Origin of the sequence: Legionella massiliensis, from assembly GCF_000756815.1 — a bacterium.
GTDB classification, from domain to species: domain Bacteria; phylum Pseudomonadota; class Gammaproteobacteria; order Legionellales; family Legionellaceae; genus Tatlockia; species Tatlockia massiliensis.
The window spans coordinates 889,444-915,000 of sequence record NZ_CCVW01000001.1 but is presented as its reverse complement, the minus strand read 5'-3'; the positions used below and the strand labels follow the sequence as shown (position 1 = coordinate 915,000).

Below are 25,557 nucleotides of genomic sequence, written 5' to 3'. Positions count from 1 at the left end.
ACTTGTTGGCGTTTGAAGGCTTCTGAATCATCAATCTTTTTACGATCCAAAACCTCAATGATATGCCAACCAAATACCGACTTAACTGGTTTGCTAACTTGGTTCAAGGCTAATTCATTCATTGCTTTTTCAAATTCGGGCACCAGTTCTCCAGGATTTACCCAACCCAAATCGCCGCCTTTTACCGCGCTAGCAGAATCAAGAGAATATTGTTTTGCCAACAGCGCAAAATCTTTTCCTGATTTAATTTGTTGGTATAAGTTATTCGCTTGCTGAATTGCATCATCACTAGTCATATTGGACGCTTGCTTAACCAGAATATGGCGCACATGGGTTTTAGTAATTTCATGTCGTTGCTCACCGCCAGCTACGGCAATAACTTTAATCAATTGAAAACCATTTCCAGTGCGAATAGGACCAGAGACTTGCCCGACACTCATATTAACGACTTGTTTAGCAAAAACATCTGGTAGCTCAGCCAGATGACGTTCGCCCAAATCACCGCCTTCTAGTGCAAACTCACCACTCGACTCCGCGATCGCCAATTGGCTAAAATCAGCGCCATGCTTGATTTTACTTAGCAAGTCATTAGCCTTTTGACGTGCTTTTTTCAACTGTTCTGTAGTGGGTTCCTCAGGTAAGCGGATAACAATATTTTGTATATGGTAAGTTTGTTCTGGTTTATTCTCGTTTTTTACAGTTTTAAGATAATCGTCAACCTGCTCTGTTGACACAGTAATATCTGTATTAATTGCTTTCTGCTGTACGCGGCTTATGAGGATTTCTTTGCGAATATTTTCACGGAATTCTTCCCAGGTTAAACCTTGCTTGCCAATCTCTTCACGTAGCTGGGTTAAAGTTAATTTATTATTGCTTGCGATTTTAGCAATAGCATCATTTAGATCAGTGCTATCGACAGTAATATCATTCCGCTTTGCCAACTGTAACTGTAAATCAACATCGATCAAATGTTGTAAAACTTGTTTACGTAAAACCTGCTCTGAGGGTAGCTGCATCTGCTTAGCCTCAATTTGTTTTTTTAACAACTCAACCTGAGCACTTAATTCACTGGAAGTAATAACGCCATCATTGACGACAGCCACTACCTTGTCCAAAGGTTGAGCCGAAACAGTTAATGCCGGCACTAGCAATAACAATGTTAAAATCCACTTAAACATGCCATTAATCCTCTACTTTTATCGTTAACCAGGCAATTTAGGATATTCTTAAACAAAATACAAGCAACTTTGTTTAAATTGAACCAAAATCAACCCCTTCTTCTTTGCACAGGGCAAAAAATAGAAATCCGCTAGTTTGTTTCGAATTCCCGCGGCTTGACCACGTAGCTTTCACTGCAGTCAACTCCCGCGGTCAAGCCGCGGGAATTCGGTTTTCTTCTGGAACTACAGCTTTTTGTCCCATATAAAGCCTATTCATTTATATAACTCAGCGATGAAACTGATCCATATAACCAGGTATAAAGGTACGTAATCTACTTGCTGGATCTGAGTTTCCAACCGAACCAAGTCCCTTTAATAAAATTTGTAGATATACATTGTTGTTATAGTGAGGTCTTGCCTGCGAATCCAGATAACGGAACGCCCGTCCGCCGATCAACCGTACAGCCCAACAACAATTATCATACTGCACCCCCAAAAAGGACATCATTTCATAGCGCTTACTAATGTTGTAATTGTATCCACCCAAGCTACTCCACTTGGCACTAAAGGGCCATGCGTATGAAAAGGTAATCTGATTCAATGGGTTATCTTCAATGTTGGTATATGCTACCCGAGTCACATCGCCATTTACAAGGTAGGAGTAGCCAGCAACAAGGATTTTGTTTGGTTCTGGCTCATAATGGAAGTTCACATGACCATTATTGGTTGCACGGGTTGCGGGATCCCAGGCATAGTCCCCAGTCATAACCCAGTTTGAGTTGAAATGGTAAAGAGCGCGGCCGACAACAGGTGAAGTTTTTGAAGTTGTCGATAACAGTCCCAAGGTCAACGGATTCTCATGACAATGTCCATCAGGATTTTGACAGAGCAATACCTTTCTTTTATCAAAGTAGCGAATTTGGCCAAGGGTAAAGCTCGCTTTTTCCCCTCCTGTCACATCGGATAACCAACGTGAACTTAGAGCATAGGACAGTTGATTAGCATCACCTATACGATCAAACCCTGAGAAACGGTTAGTTCTGAATAACTGATCAGCATTGAAAATCATATAACCCGAATCAAAAACAGGCACAGGCGTTTGATTGCGGTATGGAACATTAAGATAGAAAAGGCGGGGCTCTAATGTTTGAGTAAACCCTTGGTGTAGAAAGGATGTCCTGCGCTCAAAATTAAGGCCACTATCGATGTAGTACCGGGGAATTAAACGATTGTAATCTGATTTGAAATGACTTGCTCGCGCATTTAAATCGTAATAATTCTCAACTAACTCTATCGAGGGTGTGAAGTACCCCCAAGGTTTGATCTGTGGTAAAGACAGAATAGGATTTAAATGATATCGCGGCCCTTCTGGCTTAGTTGCTCTATCTACAGGCCAGATAAAATTGTCGTATTGTCCTAACAAGGAGAAACTTGCATTAAAAGGCAGATCATCATAAGAGCCTGCAGCTAATAATTGGGGTAAGCGCTGATAAACTTCTGCTACTGGGGTTTGATTAATGGGGTGCAAGGTTTGATAACTTTGCGCCATACCCTTGAAAAACCAATGGTCCGTTGTATAAGACAGGTCTGCCTGGCGAAGTAACTGTCTTGCAGTCATGATGGCAAAGTTAGTACTAAAATCTTCTAAAAAGTAATCATCTGACACTTGTTGGAAATTAATACCGAGATGAACATTTTGGGTAATCGCTGTGCTGTTTTTTAGATCAACCGACCAGCGATCGGAGCGTTTTCCTCGCAAACTCGGATATTGCAATTCACTATCACGTAAAAAATGATTGTAAGCCTTATCATGCCCTAAGAAGCTGCCCTGAATAGTACTATAAGAATTGAGCGACAAATACCGGTATTGCCCCTCCATCATCATGCCACGATTTGTGTACAAATGTGGTGTTATCGTGGCGTCATAGTTTGGAGCAATATTCCAATAATAAGGAAGTGCTAAATCAAAACCCCCGACATTGGAACTACCAATAACCGGCATTAAAAAACCTGACTTACGTTCTTTAGAGGTCGGAAAACTTAAGTAGGGGGTATAAAGTATGGGCCAATTTCGCACATAGAGTTTGGCATGCCGCGCCACGCCTGTAGCGCTGGCATTATTTAACTTGATGCTCTTAGCACCAATATGCCAGGAGTCATTCTGAGGTTGACAGGTTGTATAGGTTGCCTTTTCTAAGAAATAATCTTTATTAGCAAAGCGTTCAATCAAACTCGCACGCCCCCAGGAAGGTAAAACAGCGGCACGTCTTTGTGAGTTAAAGCGGTATAAAACATCTTCAACCTTACCGGATTTGTCTTGGGGGTTAATAGTCGCCTTTCTGGCAATCATTAATCGATCTGCTTCTAAATATTTAACTGACCCCAGTAGCTCAATTTGCGTGACCTGATTTGTTTTAGCATCACGATACACATAAGCAGTCTGCGCATTGACCACGCGCCCTGTTTGCTGCACTTCAACATTTCCCGATAATTCTGAGCGGCCTTCACGATAAAAAGAAACGTTATCTGCCATGATACGTACTTCTTCATCATCAGAAAGAGGAGTGATTTCAATAGGTTTGTATGACCCTCTACAAAGTGTTGAGGCATTCTCTTCTTGCCAGCCCAGACATTGGGCAATTCGCTCACGGTTAACAGCTGTTAGCTCAAGATCACGAGCAATAACACAAGCCTGCACAGGTTCAATCATCACTTCAGACGCATGAGAAACCACATGATACATGACGGCAGCCAATCCGGATGTAGCAGCAGCCAGGCCTGCAAACAGATAGCGATGGCAAATCATTTTTCTTATTCGTTGGCTTATTATGTTCACCGCAACCAAAATACCTTATGATCAACGAGCTTAAAGGTTGTGGAGTATAGCATGCAAAATCGACAAAACGCACTTAACAAGTGGTTGGAAGGAACTCTCATTCCACCTCAGTTTTCAATCACCTCTTTAACCGGTGATGCCAGCTTCCGACGTTATTTCCGTTTGTATCATGATGATACAACTCGCATTATTATGGATGCACCGCCAGATAGAGAATCTATTGAGTCCTTTTTGGCAATCGCCAGCTTATTAAGTAGTGCCGGCATTCATACACCAAAGTTGTACGCCTTAAATAAAGAACAGGGGTTTGCAGTATTTGAAGATTTTGGCGATATGCTCTTGCTTGCCAAGCTCAATCCACAGAGCGTTAATAAGCTCTATACTGCAGCAATCGATACTTTAATCACTATGCAAAAGGCAGCAACTGAGACGCTACCCTTTTTTGACAAGCAGTTCATTTTGTATGAATTGAATATCTTTAGAGAGTGGTTTTTAAGCGCTTATTTAAAAATCAATTTAAGCCAGGCCGAGGAAATGCTTCTCAATGAGACCTTCGACTGGCTAAGTGATCAACTCTTGCAGCAGCCACAGGTCTTTATCCATCGTGATTACCACTCACGTAATATTATGATTCTTAATGATGAACCTGAATTCGGTATTATCGATTTTCAAGATGCTATGAATGGACCTTTAACCTATGACTTGGTTTCCTTATTGAAAGATTGTTATATCCAATGGCCGCGCGAGCAGGTTATGGCCTGGCTTAGTTATTTTTATGAACATACACCTTTGGCTCAGCAGTACAGTTTCGCTGACTTTGCTCGCGCCTTTGATTATTGCGGCTTGCAGCGGCATTTGAAGGTGCTTGGCGTGTTTTCAAGACTTTATTTACGTGATAACAAACCCAATTATTTACAAGACTTGCCCTTAACCTTGCATTATGTAATGGCTTGTTTGGAAGGTCGTGAAGAGTTACACGATTTTTATCAATTTATGCATACCCGGATTCGTCTACCATGAAAATTGCAATGATTCTGGCTGCTGGCCGTGGGGAGCGCTTGAGGCCACTGACCGAGAAACGGCCCAAAGCGATGTGTCTTGTTCAGCAAAAACCTCTTATTGAACATCATGTGCAAAGGCTTGCTGAGGCAGGATTTGAACGAATTGTCATTAACCATGCTTATTTAGGCGGCCAAATTCGCCGTCATCTTGGTAAGGGGCAAAAATGGGGAGTTGAGATCTGTTATACACCGGAACCTCCTGGCGGACTTGAAACGGGAGGCGGGATTTATAATGCCTTAGCCTTGTTAGGTAAAAAACCTTTTGTCACAGTTAATGCTGATGTATTTACTGACTTTGATTTTCGTCGCTTAAACTTACAAGAGGGGCTAATGGCCCATCTGATTTTAGTAGAAAATCCTCAATACAATCACAAGGGTGATTTTGACTTGATTGATGGACAATGGCTCAGCAACCTAAATAGGCAATATACTTATTCAGGTATTGCCTGTTACCACCCCAATGCCTTTGCGTTGTGTAAAGCGGGCAGGTATTCCCTAACCCCCTTATTACGGGATTTAGCGCAAAAAAACCTTGCTACAGGTGAATTGTATCAAGGTCTTTGGATTGATATAGGCTCTGCTGAACGCCTGAGATACGCCAATAGCTCAAAAACTTAGGTCTACTCAATTGTAAAGACTTCGTCGTCGTCCGGGCTATGCCTACTCTCTAGCCCTGGTGCTTCTGCACTGGGAATAGCCAAAGGCTCTTCTCCTGGGAAGGGATGCATTCTTACTGTTGCCCTGGTTCCATATTGCTGAAGATAGGCTTCGAAACCAGTCTCCGGATTCATAATCATTTCTACGGCCTCGTCAACGTCATCACCTTTTACCGCCTTGCCTGTATCATATTGGAGAAAAGATCTTTCATCTCTAACATCTACTTGATAATGACCAGCTTCTAAGTGATTGAGAAGTAGATCATTGGTTATAGCGGCTGGGTCACCTTCTAAGGGATTATGATTAAAACTAGATGCATACTTTATTTCACCATCTTTTTTGCTAATAGCCAGATCGACATCGATTTCTTCTATATGATTAGTCTCCATCGCTCGATGCAAGCCTATACTAAGCGCTTTGCTTTCAGCACCCGTTTCCCGAGTCTTCTGCGGCATTTCACCATTAATCCAGGCTTTATCAGAGTTTAACTCTGTTGCCATATCCTCATTGATTTTCAGGTTCTCTATGATGCCTACTGATGCTGCTTGCATCGCTTTATCAGCTTTACTAATGCGCTTTGTAAACGAATGACGTAAATAGCTCTTTGACTCTGGTGTTGTGGCGACTTCAGCCCCCTTAGAAATATCGTCAAGAGTAGGTAAATAGGTGTCCATCGTTATCCCTCAATTAATTACTTAATTCAATCTGCCTCAGAATAAATCAAGATAGCTTGTTTTAGGTCATTATAGCAAATTCGTCTTAGTTCACGGACAATTTAATTGGTCCCTAATCGTTAAGAGAATGTAAAAGTTGTATTGAATAGCAAGATTTATGCTTGTGGAAGGATGCCCCCCTCATCCGCCCTACGGGCACCTTCTCCCCTGAGGGGGAGAAGGGAAATATAGCATTGCTCACTTCCATGCCTGTTATTAATCCATTGGATTAGGAAAGGTATCTGCCAAAGAAGCAAAGTTTTTCTTCTTCATAGACTCCATCGAAAATTCATCAACCTGAATTGCATCCCAGCAGGCTCGTTCAACCGCGGTGATGGCTTCCACTTCAACTTGCGTTAACTCGCCCTTACTAAGCTTTTCAGCGAGTTTTTCTTTTAGCGCTGCAAATTTGAAACGTTTTAGATCGGGAATTTTTTTATAGAGCGCATCATTTTTGATAATTAACTGCAAAGCATGTTCCATCTTGTCAACAGCCTGTTTTGTATCTCCACTTAAAAATATAAGTTTCTTCATGCGTTCACGATATTGGTTATTTTGCATCATACGATGTGCTAACTGATGATCCAGCTTATCCGAGGGATAATGCATAGTTTGGCCAAGGGGGAAGGCGAATAGACGCATCAAAAAACCTATAGGCTTAGACGGAAAGTTTCGGCAAAAAGCGAGCATTGATTTTTGTGCCTGGTAAAAACAATAAGCCAAAGCCCATTCAGCATGTAGTTTTTCATCAGGGTTTTCATTGTTTTGTTGATAGGATCTTAGGACTGCCATAGCGATATAAAGAAAGGCCATGCCATCAGCCAATCTTGCTGAGAGCCGCTCTTTTCGTTTTAGATCACCACCTAAATACATTAATGATAAATCAGCTAGCCAGGCAAAAGAATGGCTTAATCGTGTTAAGCGCTGGTACTCTCTTTTTAACGCCTTTGTAGGTGCATCTATAAAGATGCCTCCGGTCCAGGACGAGCAAAATGACTTGGCAAAGTTGCGCATAAAATAAGAAATATGCTCCCAAATCAGCTTGCGAAACGCCAATTTGTCATCTTGGGAAATTGCATAAAATTCATCACGAACATAGGGATGACAAGCCATAGAACCTTGACCAAAGATCAATAAATTCCGTGACATAATATTCGCCCCTTCGACAGTAATCGATATAGGAATACTTTGATAAAACTCAAACATATAATTTCGTGGACCAGTTACTACCGCACGGCCAGCGTGGATATCCATCGAACTATTAACAGTAATGCGTGCTAACTCCGTATTAAAATATTTGGTAATTGCTGAAGCAACAGAGGGCTTTTTGTGTTCATTCACTGCTGCCACTGTTAGGAGTCTTGTTGCATTGACCAAATAATTCAGCCCCGCAATTTCCGCCAGCTTCTCTTCAACTCCCTCAAAATTACCAATTTCAACGTTAAACTGGCGGCGAATTCTAGCAAAGGCCCCTGTAGCTAAATACGCTATTGAGGACGATGCCGAGCCTAAAGCAGGTAAGGAAATCGAGCGACCAATAGACAGACATTCAACCAACATCTGCCATCCATGCCCTGCATTCTTCTGGCCACCGATTATGGTATCAATTGGCGCAAAAATATTTTCGCCGCGGATAGTACCATTCATAAATGCTTGCTCAGCAGGTAAATGGCGATTTCCTATTTGCAAATTCTCCGTATCGCGCGGAATCAGAAGACAGGTAATACCTTCGCAACCTTCTCCTTTGAGTAAGCCGTCCGGATCTTTCAAATTAACTGCAAGCCCAATAAGCGTTGCAACTGGTGCCAGCGTAATCCAACGCTTATTCAGAGTAATATTAAGACCCAAAACTGTCTTATTATTTATTTTCTTTTTAACAACTATCGCTTCAGACTGAATTGAAGTGGCATCACTACCTGCGCCAGGCTCAGTTAATGCGAAACAGGGAATATCAATCCCCTTGGCAAGATTGGGTAAATACTTAGCTTTTTGTTCATCAGTTCCATAATAATTTAGCAATTCGCCAGGGCCTAAGGAGTTAGGAACCATCACAGTGACCGCCGCAGCTGCAGAACGGCTGGCAACCATCATCACGACATCTGAGTGAGCTCGCGCTGAGAATCCTTTTCCACCATAGGCTTTGGGAATAACCAACCCCAGGAAACCCTTCTCTTTAATAAATGCCCATACCTCTGCGGGTAAATCACCATTTTGCTTGATCGTCCATTCGTCCAGCATTGCACACAAAGCTTGCGCCTCGTTGTCGATGAAAGCCTGCTCTTCTGCACTCAGTTCAGAAGAAACGCGCATCAAACGTTCCCAATCAGGAGTACCGGTAAAAATGTCTTTTTCAATCCAGGTATCACCTGCATTTAGGGCGTCTTCTTCTGTCTTAGAGAGTTTGGGTATTGATTTTCCGACTTTTTGGAATAAAAAGTCGCTGATCGCTGTCCGAATCGGTTCGGCATTAATAAGAACTACTGCTGCAATCACGACCAACCAAATGAGCAGTCCCCCAAGCCAGTGCATGCCAACAATAAAGGTAGCAATAAACAAATAGAGGGCGGAACCAATTTCCCAGTGAATAGCATTCATACCACGGTATAAAACGATGAGGGTAAATATCAGATAGATGAGAAACAACAGAGTAGCCATGTTAATCCCTTTCAAGCTTTGTAAAATAATAAGTATATACCTGTCTCAAATCATTTTGCGAGTAATACTCGGGGCTATTTGTAACTGGACGCAGCGGGATTTCGGAAAAGATAAAAAAACTCCTTATTGCTTTAAGGTGAAGAATCCTCTAGCGTAAACGCTTTTATCAGGTATCCGCTCAGGAACGATCTTATGAATACGCGACTGGTTTGGAATTTTGAGATTAATCAAAATAATTTATTGAATTTTGAAAACCTTAGTGCTGAACGCGAGGACATACGCTGGGAGGCGCGCTATTTTTGGCCAGGTGAAACCATCATCAGTTTGAATGGCTTGGATGAGCGTTTTCTTGCTCTTTCCGATTATGAGGCCAAACATAGGCAGGATCGCTATGCGCTTTTGGCGAATCATAATTTCAATATCAAACAACGCCGTATGCAATGGCTTTATAAGCCACTTTTTGCCGAGGTCGAAGGTTTGCGAGCCTATGGCAAGAAAATTGATCTAGATGAATGCTTGGCCGATGAAATCTTGCCTGGAAGCAATGGAGTTAGGGCACAAGACCTCATAGAGCAGATAGAGAAAAATCAAACTACAGTTGACCTTGTCAAGGAAGCACTGATCTATAAATTTCCGAGTGAGCCGACTATAAAACTGGAGCTGGCAAGATTAAAACTGAAGGAAGCGGTTTATTTCAGCCTTTGCGTTGAAGGCCGCTCGCAATTTCTCGTTAGTTTAATTGCAAAACACTTGCTGGGAACGCAGGTTTCCTGCGACTATGTCAGCTTTCTTAAACAGTCTTTAACCTTATGATGAATACCTTGCTCGCTATCATGCTCAGTTTTGGCAAAATTGGCATAATCTCTTTGGGTGGCGGTAATTCCATGTTGAAGTTACTAGAATATGAGGCAGTAACCTATCGCCATTGGATTAACAACGAAGAATTCGTTGGTATGGTTGGCACTACCTTTCTTTTTCCTGGGTTAACAGGTGTCAAAATGGCTGCTCTTATTGGCTACAAAGCAGCTGGCATGCTCGGTTTGATTATTGCTTTATTAAGCCTGAATTTACCCGGTTTAGTTCTGGCATTTTTTGGTTATCAGCTCCTTTCAACGAATACCAATCCCGTTACCCAAAGAATTATGGTGGCCGTTCAGTATGGGGCTTTAGCCTTGTTAGCCGCTGCTTCTTATTCTGTAGCCCAGGGCGTAGTTGATCTCTACTATTCCTGGCCTATTGCCCTTGCTAGTATTTTGTTTTTCCTAGCCTTGGTTTATTTTGATCTTTCGCCTTTTTGGGGGTTTCTCGCCTTCATTGGGATTTGCTATTTCCTGGTAAAGGCAAATTAAAAAAGAGGACCTAAACTGTGAGTAATGATTTAGATAATCCTGAATATTTTATCAATCGCGAGTTCACCGCGCTTGCCTTTAATGAGCGAGTCATGCAACTCGCCAAAAACGAGCGCATCCCTTTACTTGAGCGCATGCGTTTCCTCTGTATCTGTAGTGGTAATCTTGATGAATTTTTTGAGATTCGCGTTGCCGGTTTAAAAGAGAAAATCGCGCTCTCTTCGAGGAAACTCAATATTGATGGCCTCAGGGCAGATGAAATTTTCGGCCAAATTAGTAAAAAAGTGCATTTACTCAGTGATGAGCTGTATAACATCTTTAATAAAGAATTATTACCGGCAATGAGAAAAGAGAATATTCACTTTCTTTCTACTGAGGACTGGACTGATGATATTCGTTTGTGGGCAAAGCATTATTTTAAAAATGAGATTCTACCCATAGTTAGCCCAATAGCCCTCGACCTGGCTCATCCCTTTCCACGCTTATTCAATAAGAGTTTAAATTTTATTATTTCCCTACAGGGGAAAGACGCCTTTGACCGTAATATTGATTATGCGGTTGTCCACGCCCCTCGCTCTATTCCGAGATTGATTCATCTTCCCTCAGAACTTTGCGTCGATGGCGGGAGCTATTTTGTTTATCTATCATCAATTCTGCAAACCCATATCCATAGCCTGTTCCCAGGCATGGAAATCAATGGATGTTATCCCTTTAGACTTACACGCAACAGCGACCTATTCTTGCGTGAAGAAGAAATAGAAGATTTAGCCGTTGCAGTACAACGGGAATTATTTGCCCGCCATTATGGCCATGTTGTGCGGTTAGAGGTTGATATTAATTGTCCAGCTCATATTGTTGACTTTTTATTGCAAAAGCATCATTTACATCACGAGGATGCTTACCATTCCGATGGACCAGTAAATTTGCAACGCTACTATAGTGTGATCAACCATATTGATAGACCGGACCTGAATTTTAGCCCGCTGATTGTGCAATATCCCGAGTTTATTCATCAAAAACGTAACGTTTTCAATGTCCTCGATGAGCAAGATATTTTATTGCACCATCCCTACCAAAGTTATGATGTTGTGATTGATTTTGTTCGCCAGGCTGCCGCTGATCCTGCTGTTCTTGCGATCAAGCAAACACTTTATCGGACACATTCTGAATCAGTCATGGTAAAGGCTTTGGTCGAAGCAGCACGCTCAGGAAAAGAGGTTACAGCCGTCGTCGAGTTGCGCGCGCGTTTTGATGAGGAATCCAATCTCAAGTTGGCGAATCGCTTGCATGAGGCAGGTGTTTTGGTGCTTTATGGTGTTATGGGCTATAAAACGCATGCCAAAATGACCCTTGTTGTGCGCAGAACCCATGGCAAGTTAAAACGTTATGTGCATTTAGGCACGGGGAATTATCACGAACAAACAGCAAAACGTTATACGGATTTTGGCCTCCTAACCTGCGAGCCGACTATTACTACCGACGTACAATCGATTTTCCAGCAACTAACAGGTCTTGGTAAAGCAGTAAAACTTAAAGCAATCAGCCATTCACCGTTTACCCTGCAAAAAAACCTGCTGCAGCTCGTTGATGCTTGCAAACAGGCAGCGAGTGAAGGCAAGGAAACGGAAATTAACATTAAGGTCAATGGGTTAACTGACAAAACGATGATCCAATCCCTTTATATGGCTTCACAGGCAGGAGTTCAAATTAACTTGTTAGTCCGTAGTGTTTGTTGCCTAAAACCAGGAATTCCGGGTATTTCAGATAATATCCGTGTTATTTCGATAGTAGGCCGCTTTCTTGAACATCATAGGATCTATTATTTCCGCATAGGCGAAGAAGAACATTTCTACTGTTCAAGTGCCGACTTAATGGAGCGAAATCTCTACACTCGTATTGAAATTATGTTTCCCATCTTTGATGAGAATTGTCGTAAGCGTATTAAAAATGAGATTTTTAAAAATTATCTAAAGGACAATTCCCGTGCCTGGGAAATGCAAGCTGATGGCAGCTACAAGCCTGTGATAAGCGGGAACTATAGTGCTCAAGAAAAATTGATGCTTTTGTATGCGAAGGGTGAGGAGTGATTAATTCTGAGCCGCCTTCCGCCCTTCGGGCACCTTCCCTCACGGAGGCACTGTCATTAATTTGGAAGGTTTTGTCATTAACTAAATGGCAGTGCTCCCCGGAGGAGCGAAGGGAATTAGAATAAAAGAGTCTTATGTGGCTTTCCCGCCTCCTCTCTTGCCAGACGAGGTACTAAATAGCCGGGTAAAAGTGCCTGTAATTCACTGTGAATCGCTAGTGCGGTTTCTTCGGCTAAATCAAAATGAGCAGCGCCTGCTACCTTATCCAGTACATGCAAATAATAGGGCAGAATGCCACAGATGAATAAACGTTCGCTGAGGTCTGCCAAAACATCGGCCTTATCATTAACTCCCTTTAACAACACCGATTGATTCAATAGATGGCAACCTGCCTGGCGCAGAGCCACACAAGCATCTTGTACATTTTCATCTAGCTCTTGCGGGTGATTCGCATGTAAAACAACCACTTTGGCTAAGTTAGTTTCAGCAAGCAGGGACAGCAAAGATTCATTAATCCGTTCAGGCAAAACGATTGGAACACGAGTATGAAAGCGTAGTATTTGTACATGAGGAATCGTTTGTAATTCTTGGAGAAAATCAGCAAACATCTTGTCTGAAGCCAAAAGCGGATCGCCACCACTTAAAATCACTTCATGAATTGTTTGATCCTGACGAATATAATCAAGAACCTTCTGCCAACCATTACGCCCAGGGTTGTTTTCCTGATAGGGAAAATGACGGCGGAAACAATAGCGGCAATGAACGGCACAGCCCCCTGTAAAAGTCAGCAGCACTCGCCCCTTATATTTATGCATTAATCCTTCAATGGGATTGACTGTCTTTTCTGCCAGAGGATCAGCAACATAGCCCTCGATTGGCTCTAACTCTTCGTTTGACGCAAGTACTTGCAGCAATAAAGGATCCCTAGGATTCCCCTTTTGCATGCGCGCAGCAAAACCACGAGGAACTCGAGTTTTAAATTGCTTTTCAGCTAGTTGATTCCCCAGTTCTGGAGGTAATGATAAAAATTCCAGCAACTCATTGACGGAAGCGAATCCTTGCGCCAGAATTTTTTGCCAAGTCACAGAGTAATCTCGCATTAGTTGTACAAAATTGATAAACTGCGCGAACTCTAACGAAATTGCAACAAAATCTCAACAGTGGAGCACAAATGGCTACCTATGGCAGTAATGATCTCAAGAATGGTTTGAAGGTAATGGTAGATGGGGCGCCTTGCAACATCGTCGAATGCGAATTTGTTAAACCTGGTAAGGGTCAAGCCTTTACCCGCATTAAAATTCGTAACCTGAAAACCGGCCGCGTGGTTGAACGCACCTTAAAATCCAATGAAACCCTGACTTCTGCCGATGTGGCAGATGTAGAAATGCAATATCTCTATAACGATGGCGAATTATGGCATTTCATGGTTCCCGACAACTTTGAGCAATATGCAATAACCAATGAGAGTATTGCAGATGCCTCACAATGGCTTAAAGAACAGGATATCTGTGTCGTGACATTGTGGAATAATGAACCAATTCAGGTCACCCCGCCAAACTTTGTCGTTCTTGCAATTACTGAAACAGATCCCGGCCTCAAAGGTGATACCTCTGGTGGTGGCGGTAAGCCAGCTACTTTAGAAACAGGCGCCGTTGTTCGCGTACCTTTATTCGTGCAAACAGGCGAATTGATTAAGGTAGATACACGCAAAGGCGAATACGTTTCACGTGCGAAAGAATAAGCATAGATAAATGTAGCCTGGATGCAACGAAGCGGAATCCAGGCTACGAAATCCTTTTAGCAATTACTGAATCTTTCACGTATTCCAAAATTTGTAAGGCAATGTTCTTGCCTGTAGCTCGCTCCATTCCCTTAAATCCTGTAGAAGAATTCGCTTCACAGACCTTAAAGCCTTGTGCATCAAATAAGAGATCTATTCCTGCAATTTCCAAATTAAATAAATCAGCACATTTGATCGCCAGAGATTCAATTTCTGGAGTAAGAACATAGGGCGATACTTCTCCACCAAGTGAGTAATTAGCCTTGAAACTATCCTTGGCTGTGCGCTGCATGCAACCAATAACCTTTCCGCCCAAGACTAAAACCCTTAAGTCTCGTCCATAACTGTTGGCAATAAATTCTTGTAAAATCATCTGATTACTACTAGCACTATGGCTAGCAATAAGCTCCATTAAGTCTCTAAAATTTTGGGCTGACTCACAGAGATGAATACCCACTCCACGAGCCCCTGAAATATTTTTAATAACCAGAGGAAAACCAATCTCGCGCTCAACAACAGCAACTGAGACAGGAAATTTAACTAACATGGTTTTTGGGGCAGGTAAATCACTTTGGGCAAGCATCTGGCTAAGTAGCATCTTATCTTTGACTATTTCAACAGAGGTAGAACGGTTATAGGTATGAACCCCTAGCTTTTCTAATTGCCGAATAATCGCTAAGGCAAAATAAGAGGTTTCCGCTCCCAATCTTGGCAATAAAAAATCAGGCAGGGCAACACGTTTATCATGAAGAAGGATGCTTTTCTTATCATCACGGCTTATGACTAATTCAAATTCTTCGGGCCTATATACCTCGAGAGAAATATCCAGGGACTCTGCGACGGCTAAAAACCTGTTTACACCATGATCGGCTTCTGTCAGTTCTTGCTTGTTTCGTTTATATAGGATCCAACCTTTCATTTGCTGCCTCAAAATTTGTACCCAGAGTACGGAACATAGGTTAAATCAGCGAAACTCTACTCTAACATAAACAGATTTAGAATTAGCAGAGGCAGCTAGCCATTTTATAGCGCGTTCACTGAAAGCTACACTCTGCTATAGGTCTCTTACCATCGACGGCCACCCCACCAGCCACGATTATAGTAACCACGATAACCACGCCAATAGCCAACATTACCCCAGCCACCGGTATAATAATTTCCCCAATAGGGACGATATCCATAATAGCCAACAGAATAAACATAATCATTACTGGGATAATAGCTTGCTTCCGTAACAGTACAACCACCGAGAAAAGTTGTAGGTACAAACACTAATGCTGCGATAATTGTTTTTTTCATGATCGCTTCCTTGTTGAAGGTTTGCAATTTAATTATACGACACGATCATAAATTAAACAAAATTTAGATTAAAAATATATCTCTTGGAATTAAAAGGAAAATATGGAGACAAAAATACTCTATAAGAGTGAATTTGTAATAGGTCACCCCCATCCCGAATTCCCGCAGCTTGACTGTGGGATCTATGGGCTCAGAGTGGAGAGCTTCTAACTAGCGGATCCCGCGGTCAAGCCCATAGGTATCTACACAAGTGACTGTAATAGACACACGTCATCCAGAGCGTAGCGAAGGATCTCCAGGATTAGCACGGTGCCACATTCAGGAGATCCTTCGCTACGCTCTGGATGACCTAATGTTGAGACAAGGAGGGACATTTATGTAGATACCTATGGGTCAAGCCACGGGAGTTCGATACTGGAGCAGGAGCTATTACATAAATTTTAGGTTTTGCCGATAGCCTAAAAACCTAAAATTCATTCCTAAAGAGTATATAAAATAAGATACAGGTAACGACTCCCTGATTCATGAGCCACAATAGTTACGCTTAACAACGGCGACCTATGAGGTGTTTTAGGTTTCCTGCCTAACAGGTATACACACCACATCTCAAAACCGATCTCCCTATCTATATAATTGCATTTTGGTTCAGTCAGAGACAGTCATCACCTATATGTCTTATAATAGACCATTGAGACCAATTTTTGTAATCACCAGGTGAAATTATCCGCTTTCTAAACTCTGCATAAGCATTTGCGCTCTAAAAAACTTTATATTTACACCAAATGAATCATCTGGTTAGATGAGCATAGCTAATAATGACGCGGGGCTTGAAAATCTGCTGTTTTTTTGTCCGCATCCAGGCTACCTTCAATCCACCCTAGTCGCGAAAATTTTCATATTGCAGAGGTATTTCAATATCTGAGTTCTTCAACAAAGCAATAACTTCCTGCAGATCGTCACGTTTTTTCCCTGTTACACGCACCTTATCACCCTGGATAGAGGTTTGAACCTTGGCTTTACTTTCTTTGATTAATTTCACGATTTCTTTGGCTGTTGGTTGATCAATACCTTGTTTGAAAGTCATATTCAGGGAAAAGGTTTTACCGCTGTGCACCGGCTTATCCTCTATATCTACCCCTGCAGCGCTCACATTGCGTTTGCTGCAATGGTTGCGAAACAAATCTTCTAGCTGTCTGACCTGAAAATCAGATTCAGATTTCAAAGTGACTATTAATTCTTTCAATTCGATACTTGATTGCACACCACGAAAATCAAAGCGGGTTCCCATTTCACGAACAGCATTTTCGACTGCATGTCGTAGTTCTACCTCATTAATTTCAGAAACTATATCAAAAGATGGCATGATTCACTCGCTTAGTTAGTCAGAATTAGCAATGTCAAAATTGAATATTCTAACTAAAAACTCTCTTTGAGGTATACCTCTCCCTCTACGAAATTCTTTTTTGTTAATCAAGAGTAAAGAAACAAATCTAGATCTATTTTTCTGACTATCACCCATTATACTCGCGCCAGTTAATTCTATGTAGGACAATAATATGAAAAAATGTACAAGCCTCCTAGCAACAAGCAGTTTACTATTGAGTAGTTTCAATCCTGTATTTGCTGATAACTCTAATGAAATAAAAGACCTTGTACGTTTTCTAACCTCTCAGGAATTACTTATTTCATCTAAAAACTCACAATTAGTTCCACTTAGCTACTATATTGGCAACCCAGACGATATTGCCAAATATTTTGGGGATTATATCTGTTCGGCTGATGATAGCTGTTCAGTTGTAGACAGTTTATATTCTAATCCTTACGCTATCCTTGGCCGAGGCTTACCCCCCAATAAAGGTAGTGCCCAAGAAATTCTTCAAGCACAGGCGCAAATTGAACGCACAGACATGAAATATGGGGCTGATATTTATGATGCAGCCACCTGGCAAATTGCTTTGGCTATAGCAGCTAAAAATGGTTATCTAGATCAAAATACGGCACACGCATTAATTGCAAACCAATCGCAATCCATCACCAATAGCCAAAATCGTGCGACTGACAAATCCTTTAAGTACGGCTATACAACGGCCATAACAGATCCTAAAGTTGCCTTTAGTTTTCGCATGATCGCTACTAATTTTCAAAATAAAGACCCCTTTTATCAGAGCAAATTCCAGGATTATGTCAGCTGGGATTATGATCCAGAACTCTTAGCAAAGAATGATCCTGAGCATCATTCCGCTGACTATTTTAAATATGTAAATACCTGGTCTGATTGGAAACCAATTACTGGTGAAAATGCCTGGGCCCAATTACTCGGTCCGCTACAAGCCGAAGCTTTACTCAATAACGGCAAGGTTGCAGCAGACTCCTCTGCTCTCGATAATGCAATCAGAAGCCTCTATGCCTTTTCAGCCATGCAGGCAGGGATAGGGGCGTTTTACTATGCACCAGGCGGTTCACAAGGAAACCAAGGCTCTATTCCCCAAGGTGAAATTTCTGTAGAAAACAATTTCTCCGTTTTGGGTGGTTTGCAAACCCTAAGGCAAATCTTAAAAAATACCGATCAAACACCTGAAGTCACTAAGGCGCTAACTGATATCGATGTCATGCTAAATGGCGGAACCACAGTCAATGGCTATGAAACGATAGGCTTGTTAAGTTTCCTTTATAATGGCGCCTTTGACTACCAAAGGGGTATCTTCCATACCCATGGTACAGCCGCCACTCCCTCGTCTACTAACGATTGGGTACCCGATAGCTCTGAAGTCAGCGGCTCTATGGCTGTTGATATTAATACCTGGGGAACCTCTGCCCTGGGAGTTGAAAACATCGATAAATGGTTTGGCCAGGGAACTGCCCTAAAAATTTGGAAAAACGTTCGAAATAAAGGCGGATATTTTAATAATGGCCAACTTTGGGGAGTAGGCTATACCCTAAACAATAATGGGGGTAGCCAGCCTGAGAAAATTATGTCGACTGAATGGACTGCTGGAGCAATTAATACCTTGTTTTCATTAATTGATTATTACGACAAACAAGGGGACGATACCAGTGAATTAAAGGCTGATCTGGCCAGCATGCAAGAGGGAATCCGCCATCTTCGCAATGATCAATACCTCTCAGCCAATTTCGATGGAGCAACGCCAAAAGAATATTTTGTCACCTTACCAGAAAGCGCTGGCCAGGCTTATCTCTATGCGAGCAAACGCGCTGCAATTCCTTTTGGCTGGAATGCCAACACCCTTCCTAGTACAACATCCAATGCTTGGGTATTAATGAATGAATTCAAATTTAATCCCTTTCAATACCTTGGAAAATTAACTGGGGAAGAGTATCCAACCCCTAAAAAGGTTGATATCACTGGCGGTAATAAACCACCTCAAGGGAATGCTTTGCCCAAAGCAGTTACCGTTAACTTTAACGCCGGTGATTTGCAGAAAATTACTAATCTGAGTTTGAGTTATAACCTGGACGGTTCACAAAACTGGATTGGAGCTGCCACCATCGACAAACGCGAAGGAACAGCAAACTTGCCTAAAGGAACTAAAGCTATTGCCATTGCTTATAATAATGGCGGCTGGGCTAGCGCCTGTCAGTTAAGACCAGCAACCAAAATTTGCAAGGACGATGATTGTAATTCAGTCAGAACGATTAAGGCGCATTGGAGTGCTGATGGTAAGGAGGATTGTGATCTGGAGTAAAATCAGGTCCTAAGGCACCCGCGAGAAACAAAGTGACGAAGCAATCCATGGTTCGAAGCTCTGAACCTTGGATTGCTTCACGCCGTTCGCAATGACGGCGGTTCATCATGCAAGAACAGAAAAATCGACTTTAAGCTTATCCGCCAGCTCTATTTCGATTCGATCGCCTTGCTGAATCCGCCCCGTACCCTCCGGAGTACCTGTGAAGATCAAATCACCAGGTTGTAAGCTAAACCTTGTACTTAGAAACTCAATAAGATAGGGAATATCAAAGAGCATGTGATTAACAAAACCCTGTTGACGCAGAATTCCGTTCTGGGTCATTTGGAAACTTAGTCCTTGGGGATCAGTAATTTCATTCGCAGGTATAAAGGATGAGACTGTAGCTGAATCATCAAATCCCTTTGCCAAAGTCCAGGGTAGACCTTGTTTCTTTGCAAGGGCCTGCAGATCACGGGCAGTGAGATCAAGACCAACTCCATAACCCGAAATACAGGACCAAGCATCTTCTCGTCTAAGATTTTTAGCAGAACGCCCTATAAGCAGCACTAGCTCAGTTTCATAATCAATTTCACTGGAAAAAGCCGGTAATTGGATTGTCTTTGTGATATTCAAGGCGGAAGTCGGTTTTAAAAACACCAACGGCGTATCTGAGGGTTTATTGCCAAGTTCTGAAATATGCGCGGCATAATTACGACCGATGCAAAATATATTCGAAACTGAAATCCCTTGATTATTATTGAAAAATACCTGTTGCAAGTGAAAATCTCCTAATAACGTCAGTTCGAGCGAAGAGTCGTTTAAACTCTTCGCTCGAACTGACGTTAATATTTGCCTGTAAATTGGGTAAATGTTAAATTGAATGCCATTTTTTTGGAAGACTTGAGTTGTTCTGTGCACCGATATGAAGATTTAATTCAGCTGTTTAACCATTGTTTTACTGAAAAATATAATACCAAACTGGTTAGAGGTGATGAGGAACCAATTTATCTTCCAGCTGATGTAAAACGCCCCCATCATATAATCTATTTTGCTCATGGCTTTTTTAGCTCGGCTTTGCATGAGTGCGCTCATTGGCTAATTGCCGGCAAGGAACGTAGAAAGCTAGTCGATTTCGGTTATTGGTATGAACCAGACGGACGCAACGCAGCGCAGCAAAAGCTTTTCCAAGGAGTTGAAGTAAAACCGCAGGCTTTGGAATGGGTTCTTTCTATCGCGGCAAATCATCGCTTTCGTATCAGTATTGATAACCTGGATGGTACAGAGGTTGAGAGTGATTCCTTCAAAGATGCAGTGTATCAGCAGGTCTTAGTCTACTGCCAACAAGGGCTATCACCCCGAGCCACCTTATTTCGACAAGCCTTATGTCAGTTTTATGGCACCAACGAGACTATGAGCTACAATGATTTTTCTCGTGAGTATTTATCCTGATAGCACCCCCCCTCATCCGCCCCATAGGTATCTACACAAGTGACTGTAATAGACGCACGTCATCCAGAGCGCAGCGAAGGATCTCCGGGATTAGCACAGTGCCACATTCAGGAGATCCTTCGCTACGCTCTGGATGACCTAATGTTGAGACAAGGAGGGACATTTGTGTAGATACCTATGCATCCGCCCTTCGGGCACCTTCTCCCCTGAGGGGAGAAGGGAAAAATTGGGGCTTATCCCTGTAAGGGTTTCTACAAGTTTTTGGGGAACGCTTAGTTAACCGTTATATCGATCCCGCCATTGTTTTCCAACAAGTCGTTGTGACTCTCAACGCTGGGGTTGTTTAAAGTCAGCAAGCGATCTTTCATATTTGCTATCAAGGTCTTTCTCGTATCGATCTCTAACCCAGCTTGCAAGGTTGCCCAACCCTTTTCCATCACAGAATCATCAATCTTGGAGAAAAGCCAACCGGCGCAGGCTTTCATAAAACCAACGATCACATTAAAGACTCCCGGATACTTAATATCCAATTCATCAGCTATCTTATCGTAGGCCTTCACTAGGTCTACGTTGTTAGGATCCTCATAAAGTTTGGATGTTAAGGTTAATGCGTCTAACAACAAACGCTTTCCACTAACCCCTTTATCACTTTGCTCTTTCACCAGCTGAACGAATTCCTTCCATTTATCCAGCCTGATTTTTTGTTGCTCATCAAGATCGCCTGTATAGATACTGTTCAACTCCCATTCAACTTGAGCAACACGCAGGGCTAAAAGGTCTGAGGCTCGCTCATGTGGACAGTTAACATCACGCCATTCGATAAGCCAACGTTGTCCCTCATTCTGATTGACCTCATCGTAGTTATTAGCAAGATAAGCATCAACAGCATTCCAAATGATATCTAAATGATGATTCATACCTCGTGCTTTAACCATTGCTGGTGCGGCATGCAAAGCACGGTCAAATTCTTCACGTGTTAAAGGGCAACCCAAAGTGAAGGATTTCATCAGGTTATAATAGGCTGATGAAACGCCGCCTCTATCAATCGCATCCTTACAAGAGAAATTAATCGAGTTAGGCTCTAAGGTCTCAGTAATATAGTTAGGCAATTCAAATTTAATAAAATCAAACCAAACTGCCTGGCGTTGAGCACTAGATAGTTGAGTTCCTTTTCCAATCCCCAAAGCCCTAAAGCTATTATCCAACAACCGTTGCAGATGTACTTTTTCTGTCTCAATGCTGTATCTACCCTGTTCGTCAGCAAATAAATGTTTACGAACCTTGTCAGAAATATAGAAATCTTTGACTTCTCGCTCTAGGTCTGGATCTTGGCTGGCAATTTGCAAAAATTCATCATAGACCGCTTGATAATTATGGCTATCTTTTGTTTTCTTATAATCAGAGCTACTCATTAAGCCTGTATCAGCAGGCAGGGTAATAACGGCAATGTTATCGTGTCGATTTTCTAAGTCATGCAAAGCCAAAGTTAAAGCGCGCTCTTTCTTACCTTCATAATTCAAGGGACCTTCGCGATCATAACCAAGGTTATTGATATAAATATGATTAAAGGGATGCTGACCGGGTTGGCGAGGATGCAGTCTTTGCTGAACATCCAGCCAGCGCTCAAATAGGGGGCTAACGCGAGCCTCTCCCTCATGACGTTGTCCCTGAGTACCAAAACGATATTCGGCTAAATCAAGACCGCGGTTATATTCATAGTTACGGCGTGTCGCGAGACTTACTGTATGTTGAGGCTTAAAATTGTCCGATGCCATGGCAGTGATCAAGCCCCAGGTTCCGCCAGCCTCTGAAGGTGTTTGTGATTTCTTATTGATCTTATCACCCGTCTTGTCTTCCAGAAGGGTTGTAATACTTTTTTCAATAGCGTCAGCGCTTGACAGAACGCCTTGAGTTAAGCTTTTAATTACCTCATAGGTTTGCTCTAAGATACCGTTATCATTGGCATAGATAGCATTGATAAACTCATCCAAACCCTTTAACTCTGCTTCTAATTCGCTTATTTTTTCCGCTGATGCAAAGGTTTTAGCTGCGCGCGCTAAGCTACTATAACCAAGATTTTTTTGATCATTGAGCCTGATAAACTCCTGTGTTCCAATTAGAGTGTTTCGTTTTAATACAAGGGCTTTTCGTTCATCATCAAAAATTGTCTTTATATTGTCTTCAACAACATCAAAAAATAATTGATAAACGTCTGCATAACGATAATTAGACTTGTAACCTTTTTGCTGCTTAATTTCTTTTAATTTTTCAGCAAGTGTTGGAGACAAGGTTTCAAGTTTATTTAAAACAGATTCTGGTATTTTATCTTTCAGGACACACAGATAAGCGTAGCAATTACGATTATGTAAAGTCGCACTAGATAAGTTTTCTTTTTTCCTGTTATTTGTCATAGACATCTATCTTAATTGTTCTATTTAATTTTAGATTATACTTAGGCTTGATTAAGCCAATATTAGCTCTCTATGAATATCGCCATCAGTTTCCTTAAAAGGAAATGCATTTATTTCCATATTAAGTTGGCCATTCGCTTCAATCATAATTTTATCGAAGTCTCCCAAAACTTGTTTTCCATTGGCTCTATAATCTTCATGTACTTTCTTTTGTCTATCAGCAAGTACTTTAGAAACCTCTGTTAAATCATTTCCAAGACCATTTTCATCAAGTTTATGCAAGGCCTGATAGATTTCCTGAGCTAAATCTGATTTTTTTTCTGAAAAAAATGGAGGAATATTAATGATATGAGACAATAATTTATGAATAGAGTCCCAAAACATATTTCGCAGATAATAAGCCTCAAATTTCTTCGCAATATTGCTAGCAATACTTGCCTCAGAATAGCCTGGCGAATTTAATTCATTGAGTGATTTCAGCAAGCTAGGGAAAGTATACTTTCCATTTATTGGGTATAAAGATCGTGACATTAAATTATAGGACAACACCCTATAATCCTCAGGATCTTGCAAGTGCAATGACAGACTATTTACCGTTGATTTAGCCACCTTAAGTTTATCCATATAATTTAGGCCATCATCATCTTTTATCGCTAGCAGTTTTTCTATAAGTCTCTCAATATAATTCTGCTGTTCAAGATGAAGTTCACGATTATTTTTTAGATGCCCTTCTAGCACACCAATAATCCTATCGATGTATTGAAAGGAGTGGCAAACCTTAGATAGTTGGCGATATAAATAAGTGTCTTTCTTGTCACAAATAGCTAGATATCTAACAATATTCGCTATTTTCTGTTTTAAATATAAACAAGTATATTTGTCGTCCTGCTCTGCAGTATGCTCTAAGAAGGCCTGTAACCGTCTTATGGCAAAGGCGATGGTCTCACAGTTTTTTTCATTGTGATGCGTTTCATAATTAGTCACCGAAATTATCGCCTGTTCAAGAAAGGAACGTTCATCATCCACCAAGGTTTTTCCCAATTGACGGCGAAAATAGGTTCTTCGTTTTCGCGGCCTTGGTAACAGACTATCAGGTTGAATATCATTAACTTTACAAAATTTCTCGTAAAACTTGCTGTTAGAGTGCTCTAAAATTGCTAATTCCTTTAGCAGTCTTTTTCGATCAACTTTTATGCCTTCATAAAACCATTGATATAGATTAGGGAACAGCTCCATAAATAATTCCCCATGTTCCTGATTAACAAACAGGCGGTGATCCTGACTATAGTGTTGATGGTTGCTTAACACATTTCTTGGGTTGATTGCAGAGCTTTTTGAGTATAACAACCAAGACTCTTGCATCTCATTGTAGTATTCAAAACGTTGTTCTTTTGTTAAAACCTCTGCCGGCTCATCGCTATAACTTGTCCAAGTATGCCTGACTTTGTAGGGTGGAATAGGATCTCTCTCAGACAAACTGCCTGTCTCCTGGCAAAAACGATAAAAATCATCATGGGCTAATTTCGCCACATGGTTGGTTTCTTGCTCAGGGGTTAACAACATTGCTTGCCCATGGCCTCCCGGATACACCTTTATGGCGACCTTGGTTGTATGCGGGCTTGTAAAGACATACCTACTTCTATCTTGGGGAGCAAAGCAAGGTGTATTTTCATGTAGCATCACCGCAGCGTCAATTCGTTGTACATTTTTGGGAATAACATAGGAATTGGGATCATCTGCCCGCCAGGGGCCCGGTACGTGATCAACCAAAAATAAATTTACTTTGACATCTGGATATAAACTATCCAATAAGTTAGCCAACCTTACACAGGAATCAGCACCTCGACTATAGCCATGCAAATTGACTGTTTTAGGCATTACCCCATTATTTTCTCGGATAAGTTGTTCCAGAAACAGGGTTGCTTCAAACAATAAATCATCCATACCATCACCGGCCAAACATCCAGTGACTTGCTGCATAAGGTCTCTTACACTCTCTAGTATCCCGTCCTCAACTTTTAACTTTAGATTATTAACTGCATCATAAAGATATCGCCCTGGCGTTGGATGAATATCAGCCAGCTCACCAGGATCTGAACCCACGCCATCAAAAAGATGGACGGCAACCTTCGAGCCAGGTTTATTAGCATTCAAAGCGGCTGCTTTATGAAATACCGTCAAGGCGTCTTGATAACTACTATGGTGGCACGCTGTGCCTAAAAAGAAAAAACTTACAGTCTCTTTCATGATAATGCGCATTGGTTATATATATTACAAGCAAATAATAACATCTGTACATTAACGATATATTATGTACATATTAAATACTTTGTTTTATAAAAATGAGCACTCCCTGGAAGATTCGGCATGAAAGCTTGATTCGATCTAAGCTCTAAAATTAGTCTATAAGTATA

Annotated in this window: 19 protein-coding genes (1 of these 19 only partly in view); 8 read left to right on the top strand and 11 right to left on the bottom strand. The window is 41.6% G+C overall.

All coding sequences use genetic code 11. From position 1 onward, the window contains the following. Together BN1094_RS03895 and BN1094_RS03890 are read right to left on the bottom strand one after the other, a co-directional pair. Nucleotides 1–1,178, bottom strand: partial view of a peptidylprolyl isomerase gene (locus BN1094_RS03895; RefSeq protein ID WP_043873046.1) — the 5' portion only. The gene continues 106 nt to the left of window position 1, outside the view; the window shows 1,178 of its 1,284 coding nt (coding positions 1–1,178); the start codon lies at nucleotides 1,176–1,178; its stop codon lies off the left edge, out of view. A 268-nt stretch (nucleotides 1,179–1,446) separates the two neighbouring features. Further along, the gene (locus tag BN1094_RS03890; protein ID WP_043873045.1) at nucleotides 1,447–3,966 is read right to left on the bottom strand and encodes an LPS-assembly protein LptD; all 2,520 of its coding nucleotides are present in this window, start codon (nucleotides 3,964–3,966) and stop codon (nucleotides 1,447–1,449) included. Nucleotides 3,967–4,047: 81 nt separating this feature from the next. Here BN1094_RS03890 and BN1094_RS03885 point away from each other — a divergent pair, with 81 nt between their 5' ends. After that, on the top strand, nucleotides 4,048–5,016 hold the full coding sequence (locus BN1094_RS03885) for an aminoglycoside phosphotransferase family protein (RefSeq protein ID WP_043873044.1): 969 nt from the start codon (nucleotides 4,048–4,050) through the stop codon (nucleotides 5,014–5,016). Then, a complete protein-coding gene (gene murU, locus BN1094_RS03880; protein ID WP_043873043.1) occupies nucleotides 5,013–5,675 on the top strand; it encodes an N-acetylmuramate alpha-1-phosphate uridylyltransferase MurU in 663 nt (220 codons plus the stop codon). The genes BN1094_RS03885 and murU overlap by 4 nt, the downstream gene beginning before the upstream one ends. Before the next feature lie 2 nt (nucleotides 5,676–5,677). On the opposite strand, the gene BN1094_RS03875 is transcribed toward murU, so the two are convergent. Together BN1094_RS03875 and BN1094_RS03870 are read right to left on the bottom strand one after the other, a co-directional pair. Continuing rightward, the gene (locus BN1094_RS03875) at nucleotides 5,678–6,388 is read right to left on the bottom strand and encodes a hypothetical protein (protein ID WP_043873042.1); all 711 of its coding nucleotides are present in this window, start codon (nucleotides 6,386–6,388) and stop codon (nucleotides 5,678–5,680) included. 255 nt (nucleotides 6,389–6,643) lie between these two features. Next, nucleotides 6,644–9,082: an acyl-CoA dehydrogenase gene (locus tag BN1094_RS03870; protein ID WP_052403121.1), complete on the bottom strand. Its 2,439-nt coding sequence runs from the start codon at nucleotides 9,080–9,082 to the stop codon at nucleotides 6,644–6,646. Between the two features lie 192 nt (nucleotides 9,083–9,274). On the opposite strand from BN1094_RS03870, the gene BN1094_RS03865 reads away from it, so the two are divergent. The 3 genes from BN1094_RS03865 to ppk1 are packed head-to-tail and all read left to right on the top strand — an operon-like array spanning nucleotide 9,275 to nucleotide 12,518. Beyond that, entirely contained in the window at nucleotides 9,275–9,895 is a 621-nt protein-coding gene (locus BN1094_RS03865) for a hypothetical protein (protein WP_043873041.1), read from the top strand. Beyond that, complete coding sequence (locus BN1094_RS03860) at nucleotides 9,892–10,431, top strand: chromate transporter (RefSeq protein WP_043873040.1); 540 nt, start codon at nucleotides 9,892–9,894, stop codon at nucleotides 10,429–10,431. The genes BN1094_RS03865 and BN1094_RS03860 overlap by 4 nt, the downstream gene beginning before the upstream one ends. 17 nt (nucleotides 10,432–10,448) lie before the next feature. Next, entirely contained in the window at nucleotides 10,449–12,518 is a 2,070-nt protein-coding gene (ppk1, locus tag BN1094_RS03855; protein WP_043873039.1) for a polyphosphate kinase 1, read from the top strand. Between the two features lie 116 nt (nucleotides 12,519–12,634). Here ppk1 and epmB read toward each other — a convergent pair whose 3' ends face one another. Next, complete coding sequence (gene epmB, locus BN1094_RS03850) at nucleotides 12,635–13,618, bottom strand: EF-P beta-lysylation protein EpmB (RefSeq protein ID WP_043873038.1); 984 nt, start codon at nucleotides 13,616–13,618, stop codon at nucleotides 12,635–12,637. A 71-nt stretch (nucleotides 13,619–13,689) separates the two neighbouring features. Here epmB and efp point away from each other — a divergent pair, with 71 nt between their 5' ends. Next, complete coding sequence (gene efp, locus BN1094_RS03845; protein WP_043873037.1) at nucleotides 13,690–14,259, top strand: elongation factor P; 570 nt, start codon at nucleotides 13,690–13,692, stop codon at nucleotides 14,257–14,259. Nucleotides 14,260–14,302: 43 nt separating this feature from the next. Here efp and BN1094_RS03840 read toward each other — a convergent pair whose 3' ends face one another. From BN1094_RS03840 to BN1094_RS03830, 3 genes are all read right to left on the bottom strand, one after another. Then, nucleotides 14,303–15,217, bottom strand: coding sequence for an ATP-grasp domain-containing protein (locus BN1094_RS03840; protein WP_043873036.1), 915 nt, complete (start codon nucleotides 15,215–15,217; stop codon nucleotides 14,303–14,305). A 146-nt stretch (nucleotides 15,218–15,363) separates the two neighbouring features. Next, nucleotides 15,364–15,597, bottom strand: coding sequence for a hypothetical protein (locus BN1094_RS03835; protein WP_043873035.1), 234 nt, complete (start codon nucleotides 15,595–15,597; stop codon nucleotides 15,364–15,366). An 877-nt stretch (nucleotides 15,598–16,474) separates the two neighbouring features. After that, nucleotides 16,475–16,960 (bottom strand): YajQ family cyclic di-GMP-binding protein, encoded by a 486-nt coding sequence (locus BN1094_RS03830; protein ID WP_043873034.1) that lies wholly within the window; start codon nucleotides 16,958–16,960, stop codon nucleotides 16,475–16,477. Nucleotides 16,961–17,153: 193 nt separating this feature from the next. Between BN1094_RS03830 and BN1094_RS03825 the strand changes: the two genes are divergently transcribed. Beyond that, nucleotides 17,154–19,301 carry a hypothetical protein gene (locus BN1094_RS03825; protein ID WP_043873033.1) on the top strand — a complete coding sequence of 716 codons (2,148 nt, stop codon included), beginning with the start codon at nucleotides 17,154–17,156 and terminating at the stop codon, nucleotides 19,299–19,301. A 105-nt stretch (nucleotides 19,302–19,406) separates the two neighbouring features. Here the strand turns inward: BN1094_RS03825 and BN1094_RS03820 are convergent, their stop codons facing one another. Then, on the bottom strand, nucleotides 19,407–20,060 hold the full coding sequence (locus BN1094_RS03820; RefSeq protein WP_043873032.1) for a fumarylacetoacetate hydrolase family protein: 654 nt from the start codon (nucleotides 20,058–20,060) through the stop codon (nucleotides 19,407–19,409). A 135-nt stretch (nucleotides 20,061–20,195) separates the two neighbouring features. On the opposite strand from BN1094_RS03820, the gene BN1094_RS03815 reads away from it, so the two are divergent. Continuing rightward, nucleotides 20,196–20,732, top strand: a complete 537-nt coding sequence (locus BN1094_RS03815) for an elongation factor P hydroxylase (protein ID WP_043873031.1) — start codon at nucleotides 20,196–20,198, stop codon at nucleotides 20,730–20,732. Between the two features lie 272 nt (nucleotides 20,733–21,004). On the opposite strand, the gene BN1094_RS03810 is transcribed toward BN1094_RS03815, so the two are convergent. Next, nucleotides 21,005–23,143: a hypothetical protein gene (locus BN1094_RS03810; RefSeq protein ID WP_052403120.1), complete on the bottom strand. Its 2,139-nt coding sequence runs from the start codon at nucleotides 23,141–23,143 to the stop codon at nucleotides 21,005–21,007. 51 nt (nucleotides 23,144–23,194) lie between these two features. Next, the gene (locus tag BN1094_RS03805; RefSeq protein WP_043873030.1) at nucleotides 23,195–25,390 is read right to left on the bottom strand and encodes a DUF5621 domain-containing protein; all 2,196 of its coding nucleotides are present in this window, start codon (nucleotides 25,388–25,390) and stop codon (nucleotides 23,195–23,197) included. Nucleotides 25,391–25,557: the final 167 nt, after the last annotated feature.

What these genes read in the sequence shown, in the direction of transcription:
- BN1094_RS03875 (WP_043873042.1), bottom strand. Translation starts at nt 6,388, where the DNA reads ATGGACACCTATTTACCTACTCTTGACGATATTTCTAAGGGGGCTGAA.
- BN1094_RS03860 (WP_043873040.1), top strand. Translation starts at nt 9,892, where the DNA reads ATGATGAATACCTTGCTCGCTATCATGCTCAGTTTTGGCAAAATTGGC.
- murU (WP_043873043.1), top strand. Translation starts at nt 5,013, where the DNA reads ATGAAAATTGCAATGATTCTGGCTGCTGGCCGTGGGGAGCGCTTGAGG.
- BN1094_RS03885 (WP_043873044.1), top strand. Translation starts at nt 4,048, where the DNA reads ATGCAAAATCGACAAAACGCACTTAACAAGTGGTTGGAAGGAACTCTC.
- BN1094_RS03870 (WP_052403121.1), bottom strand. Translation starts at nt 9,082, where the DNA reads ATGGCTACTCTGTTGTTTCTCATCTATCTGATATTTACCCTCATCGTT.
- efp (WP_043873037.1), top strand. Translation starts at nt 13,690, where the DNA reads ATGGCTACCTATGGCAGTAATGATCTCAAGAATGGTTTGAAGGTAATG.
- BN1094_RS03825 (WP_043873033.1), top strand. Translation starts at nt 17,154, where the DNA reads ATGAAAAAATGTACAAGCCTCCTAGCAACAAGCAGTTTACTATTGAGT.
- BN1094_RS03840 (WP_043873036.1), bottom strand. Translation starts at nt 15,217, where the DNA reads ATGAAAGGTTGGATCCTATATAAACGAAACAAGCAAGAACTGACAGAA.
- BN1094_RS03865 (WP_043873041.1), top strand. Translation starts at nt 9,275, where the DNA reads ATGAATACGCGACTGGTTTGGAATTTTGAGATTAATCAAAATAATTTA.
- BN1094_RS03810 (WP_052403120.1), bottom strand. Translation starts at nt 23,143, where the DNA reads ATGACAAATAACAGGAAAAAAGAAAACTTATCTAGTGCGACTTTACAT.
- BN1094_RS03890 (WP_043873045.1), bottom strand. Translation starts at nt 3,966, where the DNA reads ATGATTTGCCATCGCTATCTGTTTGCAGGCCTGGCTGCTGCTACATCC.
- epmB (WP_043873038.1), bottom strand. Translation starts at nt 13,618, where the DNA reads ATGCGAGATTACTCTGTGACTTGGCAAAAAATTCTGGCGCAAGGATTC.
- BN1094_RS03835 (WP_043873035.1), bottom strand. Translation starts at nt 15,597, where the DNA reads ATGAAAAAAACAATTATCGCAGCATTAGTGTTTGTACCTACAACTTTT.
- BN1094_RS03830 (WP_043873034.1), bottom strand. Translation starts at nt 16,960, where the DNA reads ATGCCATCTTTTGATATAGTTTCTGAAATTAATGAGGTAGAACTACGA.
- BN1094_RS03805 (WP_043873030.1), bottom strand. Translation starts at nt 25,390, where the DNA reads ATGAAAGAGACTGTAAGTTTTTTCTTTTTAGGCACAGCGTGCCACCAT.